General features: G+C 69.1%; 16 protein-coding genes. 9 read left to right on the top strand and 7 right to left on the bottom strand.

The annotated features are described in order from the left end of the window. Positions 1-38: 38 nt before the first annotated feature. Positions 39-809, top strand: coding sequence for a substrate-binding periplasmic protein (locus J2X21_RS02450; protein ID WP_310324436.1), 771 nt, complete (start codon positions 39-41; stop codon positions 807-809). A gap of 9 nt (positions 810-818) precedes the next feature. Here the strand turns inward: J2X21_RS02450 and J2X21_RS02445 are convergent, their stop codons facing one another. Further along, positions 819-1,013, bottom strand: coding sequence for a hypothetical protein (locus J2X21_RS02445; RefSeq protein ID WP_310324434.1), 195 nt, complete (start codon positions 1,011-1,013; stop codon positions 819-821). A 113-nt stretch (positions 1,014-1,126) separates the two neighbouring features. Further along, positions 1,127-2,434, bottom strand: coding sequence for a guanine deaminase (gene guaD, locus J2X21_RS02440; protein ID WP_310324432.1), 1,308 nt, complete (start codon positions 2,432-2,434; stop codon positions 1,127-1,129). Between the two features lie 39 nt (positions 2,435-2,473). Here guaD and xdhA point away from each other — a divergent pair, with 39 nt between their 5' ends. Genes xdhA through J2X21_RS02425 form a run of 3 tightly spaced genes read left to right on the top strand, consistent with a single transcriptional unit; the run spans position 2,474 to position 6,845 of the window. Beyond that, a complete protein-coding gene (xdhA, locus tag J2X21_RS02435; RefSeq protein WP_310324429.1) occupies positions 2,474-3,952 on the top strand; it encodes a xanthine dehydrogenase small subunit in 1,479 nt (492 codons plus the stop codon). Beyond that, positions 3,949-6,267 carry a xanthine dehydrogenase molybdopterin binding subunit gene (gene xdhB, locus J2X21_RS02430; protein WP_310324427.1) on the top strand — a complete coding sequence of 773 codons (2,319 nt, stop codon included), beginning with the start codon at positions 3,949-3,951 and terminating at the stop codon, positions 6,265-6,267. The genes xdhA and xdhB overlap by 4 nt, the downstream gene beginning before the upstream one ends. After that, positions 6,264-6,845 carry a peptidoglycan recognition protein family protein gene (locus J2X21_RS02425; protein WP_310324425.1) on the top strand — a complete coding sequence of 194 codons (582 nt, stop codon included), beginning with the start codon at positions 6,264-6,266 and terminating at the stop codon, positions 6,843-6,845. Before xdhB ends, J2X21_RS02425 begins: the two co-directional genes overlap by 4 nt. On the opposite strand, the gene J2X21_RS02420 is transcribed toward J2X21_RS02425, so the two are convergent. The 4 genes from J2X21_RS02420 to polA are packed head-to-tail and all read right to left on the bottom strand — an operon-like array spanning position 6,842 to position 11,279. Next, on the bottom strand, positions 6,842-7,468 hold the full coding sequence (locus J2X21_RS02420; RefSeq protein ID WP_310324422.1) for a response regulator transcription factor: 627 nt from the start codon (positions 7,466-7,468) through the stop codon (positions 6,842-6,844). The genes J2X21_RS02425 and J2X21_RS02420 overlap by 4 nt on opposite strands. Before the next feature lie 32 nt (positions 7,469-7,500). After that, complete coding sequence (locus J2X21_RS02415; protein WP_310324419.1) at positions 7,501-8,103, bottom strand: ATPase; 603 nt, start codon at positions 8,101-8,103, stop codon at positions 7,501-7,503. A gap of 15 nt (positions 8,104-8,118) precedes the next feature. Further along, on the bottom strand, positions 8,119-8,463 hold the full coding sequence (locus J2X21_RS02410; protein WP_310324417.1) for a type II toxin-antitoxin system prevent-host-death family antitoxin: 345 nt from the start codon (positions 8,461-8,463) through the stop codon (positions 8,119-8,121). A 53-nt stretch (positions 8,464-8,516) separates the two neighbouring features. Beyond that, a complete protein-coding gene (polA, locus tag J2X21_RS02405; protein ID WP_310324413.1) occupies positions 8,517-11,279 on the bottom strand; it encodes a DNA polymerase I in 2,763 nt (920 codons plus the stop codon). A gap of 45 nt (positions 11,280-11,324) precedes the next feature. Here polA and J2X21_RS02400 point away from each other — a divergent pair, with 45 nt between their 5' ends. The 4 genes from J2X21_RS02400 (at position 11,325) to J2X21_RS02385 (ending at position 15,757) form a co-directional block, all read left to right on the top strand. Then, on the top strand, positions 11,325-11,618 hold the full coding sequence (locus tag J2X21_RS02400; RefSeq protein ID WP_310324410.1) for a hypothetical protein: 294 nt from the start codon (positions 11,325-11,327) through the stop codon (positions 11,616-11,618). 40 nt (positions 11,619-11,658) lie between these two features. Further along, a complete protein-coding gene (locus J2X21_RS02395) occupies positions 11,659-12,654 on the top strand; it encodes a homoserine kinase (RefSeq protein ID WP_310324408.1) in 996 nt (331 codons plus the stop codon). After that, positions 12,651-13,493 carry a BPSS1780 family membrane protein gene (locus J2X21_RS02390; protein WP_310324404.1) on the top strand — a complete coding sequence of 281 codons (843 nt, stop codon included), beginning with the start codon at positions 12,651-12,653 and terminating at the stop codon, positions 13,491-13,493. Before J2X21_RS02395 ends, J2X21_RS02390 begins: the two co-directional genes overlap by 4 nt. A gap of 131 nt (positions 13,494-13,624) precedes the next feature. Beyond that, the gene (locus J2X21_RS02385) at positions 13,625-15,757 is read left to right on the top strand and encodes a PhoX family protein (protein WP_310325431.1); all 2,133 of its coding nucleotides are present in this window, start codon (positions 13,625-13,627) and stop codon (positions 15,755-15,757) included. Positions 15,758-15,766: 9 nt separating this feature from the next. Here J2X21_RS02385 and J2X21_RS02380 read toward each other — a convergent pair whose 3' ends face one another. Then, positions 15,767-16,189 (bottom strand): PaaI family thioesterase, encoded by a 423-nt coding sequence (locus J2X21_RS02380; RefSeq protein WP_310324401.1) that lies wholly within the window; start codon positions 16,187-16,189, stop codon positions 15,767-15,769. A gap of 65 nt (positions 16,190-16,254) precedes the next feature. Here J2X21_RS02380 and J2X21_RS02375 point away from each other — a divergent pair, with 65 nt between their 5' ends. Then, complete coding sequence (locus tag J2X21_RS02375; protein ID WP_310324399.1) at positions 16,255-17,067, top strand: class I SAM-dependent methyltransferase; 813 nt, start codon at positions 16,255-16,257, stop codon at positions 17,065-17,067. Positions 17,068-17,069: the final 2 nt, after the last annotated feature.

Genomic DNA, 17,069 nt, shown 5'->3' with positions numbered 1-17,069 from the left:
GCCGGCATCATCGAGGCCTACCCTGAGGGAGGCCGGTCATGCCGACACGTCGTCTGTGCATCAGTGCAGGTCTGGGTTGGATGGGCGCGCAAGCACTGGCGCAGCCCGCACGTCAGGCGCCGCTGCGCGCCGTGGGCTCGCAGTTCGCGCGCCTGTTTGAAGGCGCAGAGGGCCAGCCGCCCAAGGGTCTGGCGGTGGACCTGCTGACCCAGCTGTTCGGCGACGGCGTGCGCTGCGAGTGGCTGCCCTGGCCGCGCGCACAGCTGATGATCGAGCAGGGCGAGGCGGACATCCTCGTGGGCCCCTACCGCACGCCGGAGCGCGAGGCGCGCATGCTGTTCAGCGTGCGCTCGTTCTACTCGGACGCCATGGTCTGGTACGCGCGCCGCGGCGAAGAGGCGCGCTGGAGCGGCGAGTTCAGCGAGCTGGCCCAGCTGCCGGTCGCCGCGATGCGCGGCTGGGCCTACGGCAGCCGCTTCGAGCGTCTGAAGACGTCACTGGCGCAGCTGACCTGGGTGCAGAGCGTGGATTCGGGCCTGCAGATGCTGGCCCGGCGCCGCGTGGAGCTGTTTGCGGCCAACGACCGCAACTGCCAGCCGGTGCTGCAGCGGCTGAACCTGGCCGACACCATCACGCGCTGCTCGCCACCGCTGGACGTGCTGCACGGCCACATGGCGTTCGCGCGCAGCGCCAGCGGCGAGGCGCTGTCGCAGCGCTACGACCAGGCCTTCGAGCGCTGGCTGCGCAGCGCGGAGGCGGCCGAGCTGTATCGGCGCTGGGGCGTCGACAAGCCCGTCACCGCCGCCTGAGCGCGTCGGCTAGCGGCCGCCGCCCAGCACGCGCGCCGGCAGCATCACAAGCGCGCGCAGCAGGCCAAACACGCCGTCGACCGCGATGCCCAGCAGCCGGAACGGCAGCGTGATGAGCCACACCAGCGGCCACAGCACCAGCGCCAGCAGCGCGAGCGGCCAGCACAGCACGAACAGCACACACCAGAGCAGGAAGCCGAACATCACGAAACTCCAGACTTGAACGCCCACGGCGGGCGACAGGCCGAACTCTAGGAATTCCCGCCCTCCAGCGCTTGCAACTTGCGACGGACGCGCAATCCCGTGGGACGGCCCGTTCAGACGCGGCGCTGGCCCGCGACGTAACAGGCCGCCAGGTTGCGCTCGTCGGCCAGCGTCATCCACGCGAACACGCGCTCGTGCAGCTCGCCGGCCACGGCGTCGCGCGCCTCGGCCACCGGGCCCTTCGCCCAGTCCCACACGCAAAGGTCGGCCACCTGCCCCACCGACAGGCCGCCGATCTCGTCGCCCAGCCGCAGCGCCTCGGCCGCACCGCGCGTGGCCGCATGAAGCGCGCTCCACGCGGTCAGGCGCTCGCCGCGCAGCGCCTGCACCTTGTAGGCGTCCGCCATGTTGCGCGGCAGGTTCAGAGACGTGCCGCCACCCACGTCAGACGCCAGGCTGACGTTGAACGGCGCGCCGCGCCAGTCGAACAGCCCGCTGCCCAGGAACAGGTTGCTGGACGGGCAATGCGCCACCTGCGCGCCGCGGTCGGCCAGCAGGCGCTTGTCGGTGTCGTCCAGCCAGATGCCATGGGCCAGCACCGCGCGCTCATGCACGAGGCCCACGCCGGCGTAGACGTCCAGATAGCTGCGCGCGTCCGGGAACAGCTGCGCCACCCACTCGACCTCGGCGCGGTTCTCGGCCACATGGGTCTGCATGTAGAGGCTGGCATCGGCGCGGCACAGCGCGCCGGCCATGGCCAGCTGCTCGGGCGTGCTGGTGGGCGCGAACCGCACCGTCACCGCGAACGCGTTGCGGCCGCGGCCGTGGAAGCGGTCGATCAGCTCGACGCAATCCTTCTCGGCCTGCACCACGTCGTCGCGCAGCCCATCGGGTGCGTGGCGGTCCATCAGCACCTTGCCGGTGATGAGTCGCATGCCGCGCGCCGCCGCGCCCTCGAACAGTGCCTCGGCCGACACCTTGTGCACCGTCGGGAACACCACGGCCGATGTCGTGCCGCTGGCCAGCAGCGCATCCAGGAAGACCTCGGCGCCGCGCCGCGAGCGGGCCGGGTCGGCAAACGCGCATTCGGCCGGGAAGGTGTAGCGCTTGAGCCAGTCCAGCAGCTCCGTGCCATAGGAGGCGATGACATCCAGCTGCGGGCAGTGCACATGCGTGTCGATGAAGCCCGGCAGCACCAGCTTCCCGGCATGGTCCTTGCGCATCCAGCTGTCATCCGGCTCGGCGGCCTGGCGGCCGACGATGCGGCCGTCTTCGATCAGCAGCCAATTGTCGCGGTCGAAACGCACCGCCGTGGAGTCCACGTCGCCCCAGCGCGGTGCGGCCGTGAAGTCCAGCAGGTCGCCACTCAGCGCCCAGCGACGCGGGCCGTCGCTGGATTTTTCCTGGTCAGTAAAACTCATATGGAAATTCTGAGGCAAGGCGGGAGAATCGACGCCAGCATGAATACCCGATCCAACGTTCGACCTGTGCGCTTTTTCCATCGCGGCGAGATCGTCGAGGTGGCCGACCTGCCCCCGACGACGACGGTGCTGCAATACCTGCGCGAGCAGGCCGCCTGCACGGGCACCAAGGAAGGCTGCGCCGAAGGCGACTGCGGCGCCTGCACCGTCATCCAGGGCGAGCTGGACGCCGCCGGCCAGCTGCAGCTGCGCAACGTCAACGCCTGCACGCAGTTCCTGCCCACGCTGGACGGCCGCGCGCTGCTGACCGTGGAAGATGTGGGCGGCCCGCAGAACCTCAGCCCCGCACAGCAGGCCATGGTGGACTGCCACGGCTCGCAATGCGGCTTCTGCACGCCGGGCTTCGTCATGTCGATGACCGCCTGCTACGAGCGCCACCAGACCGCCGGCACGCGGCCCACGCGTCAGGAATTGGCCGACGACCTGGCCGGCAACCTGTGCCGCTGCACCGGCTACCGGCCCATCCTGGACGCCGGCGAGGCGATGTTCGACGCGCCCGCCCGCTGCCTGGACCGCGCACCCATCACGGCCGCACTGAAGGCCTTGCAGGCCGACGAGCCGCTGGACTACGCCCATGCCGGCGGCTGCTTCAACGCTCCGCAGACCGTGCCCGACCTGGCCTTGCTGCGCGAGACCTACCCGGCCGCGACGCTGCTGGCCGGCTCCACCGACATCGGCCTGTGGGTCAACAAGCAGTTCCGCGAGCTGCCGCACCTGATCTACACCGGCCGCGTCGCTGCGCTGCGCGAGATCCGGAACGAGGACGGCGGCCTGTGGATAGGCGCCGCCGCCTCGCTGGAAGACGCCTGGGCCGCGCTGACCGAGCTGGCACCGTCACTGGCCGAGCTGTGGCGGCGCTTCGCGTCGCCGCCGGTGCGCCATGCCGGCACGCTGGGCGGCAACATCGCCAACGGCTCGCCCATCGGCGACGGCGCACCCGCGCTGATCGCGCTGGGCGCCGAGGTCGTCCTGCGCAAGGGCGCGCAACAGCGCCGCCTGCCGCTGGAGGCCTTCTACCTGGACTACATGAAGAAGGACCTGCAACCCGGCGAGTTCATCGAGGCCATGCAGGTGCCCAAGCCCGACACCAGCTGGGCCATCTCGGCCCACAAGATCTCCAAGCGACACGACAGCGACATCTCGGCCGTCTGCGCGGTGCTGGCGCTGCAACTGCGCAATGGCACGGTGCAGCAAGCGCGCTTCGTCTACGGCGGCATGGCGGCCATCGTCAAGCGTGCGGCGCACGCGGAGGCGGCCGTCGTCGGCCAGCCCTGGATAGAGTCAACCGCCGAAGCCGCGGCGCTGGCGCTGCCGCAGGACTTCAAGCCACTGACCGACATGCGCGCCAGCGACGCCTACCGGCTCAAGGTCGCGCATAACCTGTTGCGCAAGCTCTGGCTGGAAAGCCTGGACAGGCGTACGGTGACGGTCTGGCGTTCGGCAAGGTTGGCCGCATGAACAAGCCCGAAGCGCTTCTGATGCCCGAGCCCGTGGTCGGCACGTCGCGGCCGCATGAGTCGGCGCACCTGCACGTCAGCGGCGCCGCGCCGTACACCGACGACCTGCCCGAGCCCGCCGGCACGCTGCACGCGGCGCTCGGGCTGTCCCCCATCGCGCACGGCAAGCTGGTCGGCATCGACCTGGACCGCATCCGCCGCATGCCCGGCGTCGTCGCCGTGCTGAGTGCGGCCGACATCCCTGCTGAAAACAACTGCGGCCCGCTGCTGCACGACGATCCCATCCTGGCCGCCGACGAGCTGCGCTATGTGGGACAGCCGGTGTTCGCCGTCATCGCGACGGACCGCGAGCTGGCGCGCCGTGCGGCGTCACTCGCGAAGCAGGTCATCCAAGCCGAGCCGCTGCCGGCCATCCTGACCGCGCTCGAAGCACACAAAGCCGGCCAGTACGTGCTGCCGCCCATGCACCTCACGCGCGGCGAGCCCGACAAGCACCTGCCTTCTGCACCCCACCGCCTGCAGGGCAACTGGAGCCTGGGCGGTCAGGAGCAGTTCTATCTGGAAGGCCAGATCAGTCTGGCCGTGCCGCAGGAAGGCGGCGAAGGCCTGCTCCTTCATTGCTCCACGCAGCACCCCAGCGAGATGCAGCAGCTCGTCGCGCACTGCCTGGGCTGGCACGCACACCGCGTGGCCGTGCAGTGCCGGCGCATGGGCGGCGGCTTCGGCGGCAAGGAGTCGCAGTCCGCCCTCTTCGCCTGCGTCGCGGCCATCGCCGCGCTGAAACTGGGCAAACCCGTCAAGCTGCGCGTGGACCGTGATGATGACTTCCTCATCACCGGCCGCCGCCACGGCTTCGACTACCGCTGGGACGTGGGCTTCGACGACGACGGCCGCATCCTGGCCGCCGACATCGAGCTGGTCTCCAACGCCGGCCACAGCGCAGACCTGTCCGCGCCGGTGATGGCCCGCGCGCTGTGCCACTTCGACAACGCCTACTGGCTGCCGCATGTCGCCATGCACGGCTTCTGCGCGAAGACCAACACGCAGAGCAACACCGCCTTCCGCGGCTTCGGCGGCCCGCAGGGCGCCATCGCTGTCGAGATGATCCTGGACGGCATCGCCCGCCGGCTAGGGCTGGACGGCACCGTCGTGCGGGAGCGCAACTTCTATGCGGCTGACCAGGACATGACGCCCTATGGCCAGCAGGTCGAGGAGCTGCATGCGCAACCGCTGACGGCCCAACTGCTGGCCAGCAGCCGCTATGCCGAGCGCCGCGCCGAGATCGCCGCGTTCAATGCCTCCAGCCGCGTGCTGAAGAAGGGCCTGGCCTTCACGCCGGTCAAGTTCGGCATCTCGTTCAACGTGGCCCACCTGAACCAGGCCGGCGCGCTGGTGCATGTCTACACGGACGGCTCGGTGCTGGTGAACCATGGCGGCACGGAGATGGGCCAGGGGCTGAACACCAAGGTCGCGCAGGTCGTCGCGCATGAGCTGGGCCTGCCCTTCTCTGCCGTGCGCTGCTCGGCGACCGACACCAGCAAGGTCGCCAACACATCAGCCACGGCCGCATCCACTGGCAGCGACCTGAACGGCAAGGCCGCGCAGGATGCCGCGCGCAAGATCAAGGTACGGCTCGCCGCCTTCGCGGCCGAGCGCTTCGGCTGCACACCCGAGCTGGTCGCGTTCGCCGACGGCCAGGTCAGCGGCGGCGGGCACAGCCTGCCGTTCAGCGAGCTGGTGGCCGGGGCCTATCTGAAGCGCATCCAGCTGTGGAGCGACGGCTTCTACGCGACGCCCGGCCTGCACTGGGACAAGGCCAAGCTGCACGGTCACCCTTTCTACTACTACGCGTGGGGCGGCGCCGTTTGCGAGGCGCTGGTGGACACGCTGACCGGCGAGAGCCGCATCACGCGCGCCGACCTGCTGCACGACGTCGGCACCAGCCTGAACCCGGCGCTGGACATCGGCCAGATCGAAGGCGGCTTCATCCAGGGCATGGGCTGGCTGACGATGGAAGAACTGGTCTGGCACCCCAAGACCGGGATGCTGACCACGCACGCACCCAGCACCTACAAGATCCCGACCGCCAACGACTGCCCCACCGAGTTCCGCACCGAGCTGTTCGGCATCGCCAACGCCAGCGAGACCATCCACCGCAGCAAGGCGGTAGGAGAGCCGCCGCTGCTGCTCGGCTTCGCCGCGCTGCTGGCCATCAAGGATGCCTGCGCGGCCTGCGGGCCGGAGCGCTGCGATCCACCGCTGCAAGCCCCCGCGACCGCGGAAGCCGTACTGCGCGCCATAGACTCCATGCGATGAAATTCGCCGTCAGCATCGCAGCGCTGGTTCTCGTGACGGGCTGCGCCACCGTCAAGCCCCCACCGCCCTCGCCACAGATCGTCAGCGTCGACACCTGGGGCGGCACGCCGGCCAGCGCGCCGGTGCCCACGCACCAGATCAGCAAAATCACCATCCACCACCAGGGCGAGATCTGGAAGGACGGCACCGACGTCCAGAACTACCTGCGCCGGCTGCAGCAGTGGTCGCGCCTGACCAAGCGCTGGGCCGACATCCCCTACCACTACGTCATCGCGCCCGATGGCCGCATCTACGCCGCGCGCCCGCTGCAGCAGGCCGGCGACACCAACACCGAGTACGACCCGCGCGGCCATGCGCTGGTCATGCTGGTGGGCAATTTCGAGGAACAGCAGCCGACGCCCGCGCAGCTGAGTGCCGCCGTCGACCTGACCGCCTGGCTGGCGCATGAACACAAGTTGGGGCTGGATGCCATCGCCAGCCACAAGGACTACAGCAAGCAGACCGTCTGCCCGGGCAAGAACCTTTACGCCTACCTGGAGTCCGGCTGGTTCAAGACCGAGGTGGGCAAGAAGCTCTAGCCACGGGCCTTCTGCGTCGCGATCAGCACGGCCTGCGTGCGCGAGTTCGCACCGAGCGCCTTCAACACCGCGGCGACATGGTCTTTCACCGTGTCGACGCCGATGTTCAGCTCGCGCGCGATCTCCTTGTTGGACAGGCCGCGCGCCAGCAGGTCCAGCACGCCCTTCTGGCGTGGCGTCAGCGGCAACTCGGCCCAGGCCTGCGAAGCGGCCGGCGCGACCGGTGCTTGCGCCTGGGCCAACGGCTTCAGCGGCGGCACGTAGGTGCCGCCGGCCAGCACCAGTTGCAGCGCCTGCACCATCGTGTTCAGGTCGCTGCGCTGCGGCACATAACCCATCGCGCCGGCACCCAAGGCCTGCAGCGCGTCCTCCGTGTCATCGGTGCCCGAGATGACCACCACCGGCAGCAGCAGGTGCTCGCGATGGATCTGCTGCAGCAGTTCAAAGCCGCCATCCACCTGCAGATCCAGCAGCACGAGGCGAGGCATGTCCTGATCCAGCGCCGCACGTGCGGCGGCGGCCGTATCGACACCTTGCACCTGCGCGCCGGCAAAGTGCTGCTCGATCAGCCCGGTGAGCGCGGCGCGCACCATCGGAAACGCATCGACCAGCAAGACCTTCATTTGTGGGGCTCCTCAGTGGGCGCCGATGATAGTCAACGCAGGGCCGCTGCCAGCAGCGGCTTGGCCCACGCCGGCACGCTGCGCAACGGCGCATGGGTCACGACGCGGCCGGCCTGCATCTGCAACAGCAGCACGGGCTGGGGCCGCTTGCCGGCGCGCGGATCGGCCTCGATGCTGTTGTCGTAGACACGCAGGCTGGCCAGATGCGGCATCAGCTTGACGAGGTTGCTGCGGCTGGCATCGAAGCGCTCGCGCACCTTCGTCTCGGGAATGTCGTGCCCGCCGGCCGCCACGCGCGCGGCGATGCGCTGCAAGTGCATCTCGGGCGTGGCCAGGCCGGCGAACCAGACATGCACGTCGACACCCGCCCGCGCGCCTTCCAGCAGCAGCTTGACGATGCTGTTGCCACCCAGCGTCGTCTCGAAGGCATAGGTCAACCCTTGAGCCAGCGCCTTCTCCAGGCCGCGACGCCCTGCCGTCCAGGCCAGGCCGTTGACCTGTTCGTTGGAAAGGCCTGGATTGGCTTGACGCAAGCGCGCCGCCACGATGTCAGGGTTGAAGAATGGGGCGCCTGCGGCTTCCAGCGCGCGTCCGCCGACCGAGCTTTTGCCGGCGCCGTTGACGCCGGCCAACACGAAAATCGGCAACGCTCAGGCCCGCTTGCGGCGGGGCTTGACCGCATGCACCGCAGCAGCGCCGAGAGCCTCCGGTGTCATCGCAAAGGCCTCGGCCATCGCGTCGGCCTTGCCTTGCATGCTCTCCAGCAGCGCGTCGAACTCGGCATTCAAGGTCCCCAGGTCGGGCTCGGCGGCACGCTGCAACTCACGGTAGCGCTCCACCGACATCAGCACATACGCCGGCTGGTCGTGTTTGGTGATGAGCACCGCACCATGCGCCGCCACGGCGCGGCCGACTTTCTGGATGCCGGCCACCAGCTGCGTGGCGGAGACGCTGGGCAGCTGGTCGGCGATGGCTTGTTCGAGGACGGCGGACATGGCGGCTCCTGGTCAGATTTGCCTATTTTCCCTATTTTGGGAAAAATGGGAAATCAGTGGGCTTCTTCCCAGTTGCTGCCCACGCCCACCTCGGCCAGCAGCGGCACCTTCAATTCGGCGACACCCGCCATCAGGCGCGGCACCTCGGTGCGCATCCAGTCCAGCTCGGCCTCGGGCACCTCGAACACCAGTTCGTCGTGCACCTGCATGATGACCTTGGTCTGCTTGCCGGCGCGATCCAGTTCGGCCTGCACGGCCAGCATCGCCAGCTTCACGAGGTCGGCCGCCGTGCCCTGCATGGGCGCGTTGATGGCCTGGCGCTCGGCGCCGGCGCGGCGCTGGCCGTTGCCGCCGCGGATCTCTGGCAGATAGATGCGACGGCCGAACAGCGTCTCCACATAGCCCTTCTCGGCGGCGCTGGCCTTGGTCTCGTCCATGTACTTCTTCACTCCGGCAAAGCGGGTGAAGTAGCGCTCGATGTAGTCCTTGGCGGCCTTCTGCTCGATGCCCAGCGCCGCGGCCAGGCCGAAGGCGCCCATGCCGTAGATCAGGCCGAAGTTGATGGTCTTGGCGTAGCGGCGCTGCTCGCTGGACACCTCGTCCAGCGCCACGCCGAACACCTCGGAAGCGGTCGCGCGGTGCACGTCCTGACCTTCCTGGAAGGCCTTCAGCAGCCCCGGGTCCTCGCTGATGTGGGCCATGATGCGCAGCTCGATCTGCGAGTAGTCGGCGCTGATGATCTTGCAACCTTCAGGCGCGACGAAGGCCTCGCGCACGCGGCGGCCTTCCGCGGTGCGGATGGGGATGTTCTGCAGGTTGGGTTCGTTACTGGACAGCCGCCCCGTGACGGCCACGGCCTGCGCGTAGTTGGTGTGCACGCGGCCGGTATGCGCGTTGACTTGCAGCGGCAGCTTGTCGGTGTACGTGCTCTTCAGCTTGGACAGGCCGCGGTACTCCAGGATCTTGGCCGGCAGCGGGAAGTCGGCGGCCAGTTCGGTCAGCACCTCTTCGTCGGTGGACGGCGCGCCGGTGGCGGTCTTCTTGACGACGGGCAGGCCCAACTTGCCGAACAGGATCTCGCCGATCTGCTTCGGGCTGCCGATGTTGAAGGGCTGGCCGGCGATGTCGTAGCACTGCTGCTCCAGCAGCACCAGGCGCTGGCCGATCTCGTGGCTTTGCAGCTTGAGCCTCTCGCTGTCGATCAGCACGCCGTTGCGCTCCACGCGCGCCAGCAGGTCGGCCGTGGGCATCTCGATGTCGCGGTAGATGCGCGTCAGGCCCGCGTCGGCCTCGATCTGCGGCCACAGCACGCCGTGCAGGTGCAGGCACATCTCGCTGTCTTCGCCGGAATAGGTCGTCGCCTTGTCGACGGCCACCTGCGCGAACGGAATCTGATGCGCGCCCTTGCCGCACAGGTCCTCGTAGCTCAGGCCCTTGCGGCCCAGGTGGCGCTCGGCCAGCGCCTCGAGGTTGTGGGTCTTGTGCGCCTCCAGCACATAGCTCTGCAGCAGCGTGTCGTGCTGCACGCCGGCCAGCTGGACGCCGTGGTTCAGGAACACATGGCGGTCGTACTTCAGGTTCTGACCAATCTTCTTGGCGGATTCGTCCTCCAGCCAGGGCTTCAGGCGCGCCAGCACCTCGTCGAACGGCAGCTGCTCGGGCGCATCCGGGCCGCTGTGGTGCAGCGGGATGTAGGCCGCTTCGCCCGGCTTGTCGGCGAAGGAGATGCCCACGATGGCGGCGGCCATCGGGTCCAGCGAGTCGGTCTCTGTGTCCAGTGCGCACAAGGGCGCTGCCTTCAGGCGGGCGATCCAGGCGTCCAGCTGCTCGAAGGTCAGGATGGTGTCGTACTGCCGCGCAAGGTCGGCCGCGCCGGCCGGCGGTTCCGGCTCGTCGAACAGCCCGGGACTGGCCGGCGCGGGTGCCTTGGCCTTGGGCGCCGGCGCCTCGCCGGTCAGCTCCTCCAGCCAGGCCTTGAAGCCGTTGCGCTTGTAGAACTCGGCCAGCGACGCCTTGTCGGGTTCGCGGAAGGCCAATTCGTCCAGCGCCGGCCAGCCGGCCACGTGCTCGGCGAGTTCGCAGTCCACCTTCACGGTGACCAGCTTGCGGCCCATGGGCAGCCAGTCCAGCGCGGCGCGCAGGTTCTCGCCGGCCTTGCCCTTCACCGTGGGCGCGGCGGCGATGACACCGTCCAGCGAACCGTACTCCGCGATCCACTTCGCCGCCGTCTTGGGGCCTACGCCGGTCACGCCCGGCACGTTGTCCACCGTGTCGCCCATCAAGGTCAGGTAATCGATGATGCGATTGGGCGGCACGCCGAACTTCTCGAACACGCCGGCCTCGTCCAGCCGCTCGTTGCTCATCGTGTTGATGAGCTCGACATCCGCATTGACCAGCTGCGACAAGTCCTTGTCGCCCGTGGACACGATGACGCGATGGCCCGCGTTGGCCGCAATGCAGCACAGCGTGCCGATGACGTCGTCCGCCTCCACACCGGGCACCGTCAACGTCGGCCAGCCCAGCAGCTTGACGACCTCGTGGATGGGCTCGATCTGCGCGCGCAGCTCCGGCGGCATGGGCGAGCGCTGGGCCTTGTACTCGGGGTACCACTCGTCGCGGAAGGTGGGGCCGGACGCGTCGAACACGCAGACGGCATGCGCCGCGCCGACGTCGCTCTGCAGCTTCTTCAGCATGGCCACCATGCCGCGCACCGCCCCGGTGGGCTGGCCCTCGGGGCCGCGCAGGTCGGGCATGGCGTGGAAGGCGCGGTACAGATAGCTGGAACCGTCGACCAGCAGCAGGATGGGTTTACTCATGGCGAGATATTCTCGGACAGACGCCCACCTAGAATCGGCAGCATCATGCTTCGCCCCACCGCCCTCCTGCTGCTTGCAACCCTGGCAACGAGCGCCCTGGCCGACCCGCCGCCCGAGCCCAAGGTCGAGCGCACCGTGGCCGAGGACGACCAGGTCCGCATCGAGGAGCTGAAGGTGCGCGGCGAGACCAAGAAGGTCGAGGTGAAGAACAAGCTCACCAAGGCCCCCGACTACGAGATCGTCGTCAACGACGCGGGCCGCGAGTCGGCCGGCGGCACCGGCACGGGCCTGCCCAAGAGCGGCTCGGGCACACGGGTCTGGCGCGTCCTCAAATTCTGATTCCCGGCGGCCCTCGGGGCTGCAGTCCTGACCCCACCCCATGGCCGTTTTCACCGAAGTCAGCCCCGAGCAGGCGCAAGCGCTGCTGAACCACCTCCAGCTGGGCGAGCTCAGCTCCCTGCGCGGCATCGGCGCCGGCATCGAGAACACCAACTACTTTGTCGACTGCACCCGCGACGGCCACCTGCACCGCTATGTGCTGACGCTGTTCGAGCGCCTCACCGCCCAGCAGCTGCCGTTCTACCTGCGGCTGATGCAGCACCTGGCCCAGCGCGGCGTGCCCGTGCCGGAGCCGTATGCCGACACGACCGGCGAGATCCTGTTCGAGGTCGCCGGCAAGCCCGCAGCCATCGTCGACCGCCTGCACGGCGGCCACCAGATGGCACCCGACGCCTTCCACTGCAACCAGGTGGGCGCCACGCTGGCCCGCATGCACCTGGCCGGGCGCGACTACCCGCTGCAGCAGCCCAATCTGCGCGGCCTGGCCTGGTGGAACGAGGTCGTGCCGCAGATCCTGCCGTTTCTGGATGCGCCGCAGGCTGAGCTGCTGAAGAGCGAGCTGGCCTACCAGCAGCAGCTGGCCGCGTCGGCCGAGTACGCCCACCTACCGTCGGGGCCCATCCACGCCGACCTGTTCCGCGACAACGTCATGTTCGAGCCCGGCGAGGGCCCGGGCCGCGAGCGGCTGACCGGCTTCTTCGACTTCTACTTCGCCGGCTGCGACACCTGGCTGTTCGACCTGGCCGTGTGCCTGAACGACTGGTGCATCGACCTGACCGACGGCCGCCTCATTGAAGACCGCGCCGCCGTGTTCGTGACCGCCTATGAAAGCGTGCGGCCGCTGTCCGGTGCCGAACACCGCCTGCTGCCCGCGCTGCTGCGCGCGGCGGCGCTGCGCTTCTGGGTGTCGCGCCTGTACGACCTGCACCTGCCGCGCGACGCATCGCTGCTGAAGGCGCACGACCCACGCCACTTCGAGCGCGTGCTGCGCGAGCGCATCGCCAAACCCTGGCACGCAATGAAGGACCCGGCATGACGATGCAGCTGCACCTTCAGGACGTGCCGGCCCGCAACGGCCGGCTCTGGATACGCCATGGCTTCAAGGTGTTCCAGCGCCAGCCGCTGGCGCTGGCCGGGCTGCTGGGCCTGTACCTGTTCGCGGTCTTCGTCGCGCTGATGGTGCCGGTGCTGGGCCCGGTGCTGTCCACCGCGTCGCTGCCGCTGCTGTCCCTGGGCTTCATGCTGGCCACGCACCTGGTGCTGCAGCAGAAGACGCCCACGGCCGGTGTCTACGTCGCGCCGCTGAAGCTGACGCCCGAACGCCGCCGCAGCCAGCTGATGCTGTGCTTCGGCTATGCCGGCGCGCTGCTGGTCATCAGCCTGCTGGCCAACTGGCTGGACGGCGGCGCGATGAGCGAGGCCATGCGCCAGATCGGCGAGAAGGCCGATGCCGAGACGCTGAGCAAGACCGCCGCCGACCCGGCGCTGTTCTGGGGCGTCGTGCTGCGCCTGGGGCTGGTGGGCCTGCTGGCCGTGCCCTACTGGCATGCACCGGCGCTGGTGCACTGGGGCGGCCAGGGCGTCGCGCAGGCGCTGTTCTCCAGCACGCTGGCGCTGTGGCGCAACAAGGGCGCCTTCACCGTCAACATGCTGGTATGGACCGGCCTGCTGCTAGGCCTGTACAGCGCCATCACGCTGCTGGCCGGCCTGCTGGGCCTGCTGACGCTCGCGCCCATCCTGCTGCTGACCAGCTGGCTCATCATGTCCACGGTGTTCTACGCATCGCTGTACTTCAGCTTCGTCGACTGCTTCATGTTCGGCGCGCCGCAGGACGTGCTCAGCGAGCCGAAAACACCGCCGCCTTCATCGTCCTGACATGACGGATTTCAAGAATGGCGGGCTCCAGAATCGAGGAGCTCCTCTTGAACCTGCCTTGCCCGTCCTGCCCGCCCGCCCCCAACGAATACGACGATGACGCCATCGTCAACACGTCGGCCAATCCGCACATGGCCGACGTGCTGGCCGCCCGCCTGAGCCGCCGCCAGACGCTGCGCGGCGGCATGACCGTCACGGCCGCCGCACTGCTGGGCGGCGTGGGTCTGACCGCCTGCTCCGACGACGACAACAGCCCCGCGCCCGCCCCGGCGCCGGCCCCCACGCCCGCGCCGGCCCCCGCGCCGCTGAAGATCGGCTTCACGGCCGTGGCCAAGAACAAGAACGACCTCGTCACCGTGCCCGAGGGCTACCAGGTCAGCATCCTGCACGCTCTGGGCGACCCGCTGCACTGGGGCGACGAGAGCTGGAAGGACGACGGCAGCGAGACCGCCGACTCCTACCAGCGCCGCATCGGCGACGGCCACGACGGCATGTACTACTTCGGCCTCAGCGATGCCGGCGCCTACCAGGCCGACCGCTCGGACCGCGGCCTGCTGTGCGTGAACCACGAGTACGTCGTCGCGCCCTACGGCCTGCACCCCACCGGCCGCACGGCAGGCGCTGCACGCAACGCCGCCGAGGTCGAGAAGGAGATCTACGCCCACGGCATCAGCGTCGCCGAGGTCAAGCGCGAAACGGCCGGCACGACCATGGTGCGCGGCTCGCGCTTCAACCGCCGCGTCACGTCGGCCACGACAATGGCCTTCACCGGCCCTGCCCGCGGCTCCGCGCTGCTGGCCACCAAGTTCTCGACCACCGGCCAACAGACGCGCGGCACCAACAACAACTGCGCCAACGGCTACACGCCCTGGGGCACCTACCTGACCTGCGAGGAGAACTTCCTCAACGTCATCTCCCGCGCCGCCGGCGACGATGCCAAGCGCACGGCCAAGGAGGTCGTGGGCCTGAACCGCTACGGCCTGCCGCAGAACCGCAAGAGCCCCTACCTGTGGGAAACCGCCGGCACGGCCGACCTGTTCGCGCGCTGGGACTCGTCGGTCGTCGGCGCCGCCGCCGCGGACGACTACCGCAACACCATCAACACCTTCGGCTGGGTGGTCGAGATCGACCCGTTCGCGCCCGACTCCGTGCCCGCCAAGCGCACGGCGCTGGGCCGCTTCAACCACGAGGGCGCCTGGCCCGCGCCCGCCGTGGCCGGCAAGCCCATCGTCATGTACCAGGGCGACGACGCACGCAACGAGTACATCTACAAGTTCGTCTCCAAGGCCAACTGGGATGCCGCCGACGTGGGCAAGGGGCTGACCGCTGGCGCCAAGTACCTGGACGAAGGCACGCTGTACGTCGCCAAGTTCAACCCCGACGGCAGCGGCGAATGGCTGGAACTGACCTATGGCAAGAACGGCCTGGACGCCACCAACACGGCCTACCCATTCGCCGACCAGGGCGACGTGGTGACCCATGCCCGCCTTGCCGCCGACAAGCTCGGCGCCACCAAGATGGATCGCCCGGAATGGGGCGCGGTGAACCCGCTGAACAGCGAGGTCTACATGACCTTGACGAACAACAGCAACCGCGTCGCCAACACCGCCACGCCCACCGGCAGCCAGCTGAAGCCCGACGCCGCCAACCCGCGCTACTACGAAGACATGAAGGGCACCACGGCCCAGCGCGGCAACCCCAACGGCCACATCATCCGCTGGCGCGAGGACGCGACCAACGTCGCCAAGTTCGCCTGGGACATCTACCTGTTCGGTGCCCAGGCCGACGCGGCGGCCGACGTGAACCTGTCCGGCCTGACCGACGTCAACGACTTCTCCAGCCCCGACGGGCTGTACTTCGACAAGCGCGGCATGCTGTGGGTGCAGACCGATGACGGCGCCTACACCGACATCACCAACTGCATGATGCTGGCCGCCGTGCCGGGCAAGGTGGGTGACGGCGGTGCGGCCAACGCGGCCGGCGGCACCAGCACCATCAAGGGCGCCAACGCGACGGCCGACACGCTGCGCCGCTTCCTCGTGGGCCCCAAGGAGTGCGAGATCACCGGCATCGCGATGACGCCCGACAACAAGACGCTGTTCTTCAACGTGCAGCACCCGGGCGAAGAAGGCACGCCGGACTGGGCCGCCAAGACCTTTGGCAGCTACTGGCCCGCCAGCCAGACCGACGCGACGGCGAAGAAGCGCCCGCGCTCGGCCACCGTGGTCGTCACGCGCAAGGACGGCGGCGAGATCGGCGTCTAAGGCGCCAACTCAGCGGTCCCTGGGGATCGAGTACGTGCCGGTGGCGTGAGCCACCGGCTCTTCTTCGCCCTCCGAGAAGATCCACACCTCGCCCACGGCAAGGGCCTTGCCGAGCTTCATCAGCCGGCAGCGTGCGACGACGCGCCGGTCCGCGCGCGGCTTGCGCAGGAAGTTGATGGAAAGATTCGTCGTCACCGCCAGCGGCACGATGCCGATCTGCGCCAGGATGGCGATGTACAGCGCCACGTCGGCCAGCGTCATCATGACCGGGCCCGACACCGTGCCGCCCGGGCGCAGCTCGCGCTCGCCCACCGGGTGGGCCACGACGACGCTGCCGTCCTCGTCGAGCTCCTCCAGCGTGCAGACGTTCTGCGGGAACTCGGCCTTCAGGAAGGCGTTCAGCTCGGCGTGTGTGGGACGGTGTTCAGCCATGACCAGATGCAAGCAATTGCGAGGAAAGCGGCCGCCAGCCTAGCACCGACGTTAAAACCCGCCGCATGAACCTCGCTGACCGCGGCTTCACCGGCTCCATCCCGCAGCTCTACGAGCACCATCTGGTGCCGCTGCTGTTCGAGCCCTATGCGCAGGACCTCGCCGCCCGCGCCGCCGCACTGCAGCCGGCGCGCGTGCTGGAGATCGCCGCCGGCACCGGCGTGCTGACGCGCTGGCTGGTCAACGAGCTGCCCGCCGCCACCGAAATCGTCGCCAGCGAGCTGAACGCGACCATGCTGGACCTGGCCGCCACGGTGGGTACCCAACGCCAGATCGAATGGCGGCTGGCCGATGCGCAGGAGCTGCCATTCACCGACGAGAGCTTCGATCTCGTCGCCTGCCAGTTCGGCGCGATGTTCTTCGACGACCGGCACCGCGCGTTTGCCGAGGTGCGCCGCTTGCTGCGGCCCGGCGGTGTCTTCCTGTTCAACGTGTGGGACCACCTGAACAGCAACGAACTGGCCGATACCGTCACGCAGGCGCTGGCCCAGGCCTTCCCGGCCGATCCGCCGCGCTTCCTGCCGCAGGAGCCCTACGCCTGCCACGACATCCACGCGCTGCGCGACGAACTGGCCGAGGCCGGCTTCGAGCATCCGGCAGACATCGTCACGCTGCCGCTGCGCGCCTGCGCCGAATCGCCGGCCGGGCCCGCGCTGGGCTTCTGCCAGGGCACGCTGCTGCGGCACGAGCTGGAGGCCCGCGCGCCAGGTCGGCTGCCAGAGCTGACGGCCGTTGCGGCACGCGCCATCGCGGAACGCTTCGGCCTGGGCGCGATCGATTCGCGCATGCAGGCCCACGTGGTCATCGTGGGCAGATAGCC

This window comes from Roseateles asaccharophilus (assembly GCF_031458115.1).
Lineage (GTDB): Bacteria > Pseudomonadota > Gammaproteobacteria > Burkholderiales > Burkholderiaceae_C > Pelomonas > Pelomonas asaccharophilus_A.
This window is presented reverse-complemented; position numbering and strand designations above follow the sequence as displayed.